The organism is Kocuria oxytropis, from assembly GCF_040981195.1.
GTDB classification, from domain to species: domain Bacteria; phylum Actinomycetota; class Actinomycetes; order Actinomycetales; family Micrococcaceae; genus Kocuria; species Kocuria oxytropis.
The window spans coordinates 1-789 of the sequence record NZ_JAVFXA010000068.1; the positions used below are offsets into that span (position 1 = coordinate 1).

The window sequence follows — 789 nt, forward strand, 5'->3', positions numbered from 1 at the left end:
GGAACTTACCCGACAAGGAATTTCGCTACCTTAGGACCGTTATAGTTACGGCCGCCGTTTACTGGGGCTTCGATCAAGAGCTTCGCTTACGCTAACCCCATCAATTAACCTTCCAGCACCGGGCAGGCATCACACCCTATACGTCCACTTTCGTGTTTGCAGAGTGCTATGTTTTTAATAAACAGTTGCAGCGGCCTGGTTTCTGCGGCTGTCGTCAGCTCAGGAAGCGAGTTCCATCACCAACAACAGCGTACCTTCTCCCGAAGTTACGGTACCATTTTGCCTAGTTCCTTCAGCAGAGTTCTCTCAAGCGCCTTGGTCTACTCGACCTGACCACCTGTGTCGGTTTCGGGTACGATTCCTGTGTAACTGAAGCTTAGAGACTTTTCCTGGAAGCATGGCATCAACCACTTCGCTGTACAAGTACAGCTTGCTATCAGATCTCAGCATAGAGTACCCCGGATTTGCCTAAGATACATGCCTACATCCTTTCACCTGGACAACCAACGCCAGGCTGATTTAGCCTTCTCCGTCCTCTCATCGCATTACACAGAAGTAATGGAATATTAACCATTTTCCCATCGACTACGCCTTTCGGCCTCGCCTTAGGGGTCGACTCACCCAGCCCCGATTAACGTTGGACTGGAACCCTTGGTCTTTCGGCGAACGGGTTTTTCACCCGTTTTGTCGTTACTCACGTCAGCATTCGCACTTCTGATACCTCCAGCATGCTTCTCAACACACCTTCATCGGCTTACAGAACGCTCCCCTACCACGTATACAAAGTAT

1 rRNA gene is annotated in these 789 nt (G+C 50.2%); it reads right to left on the minus strand.

What is annotated here, in order from left to right:
- A 23S ribosomal RNA gene (locus QYM41_RS17600) occupies positions 1 to 789 on the minus strand; the annotation flags it as partial.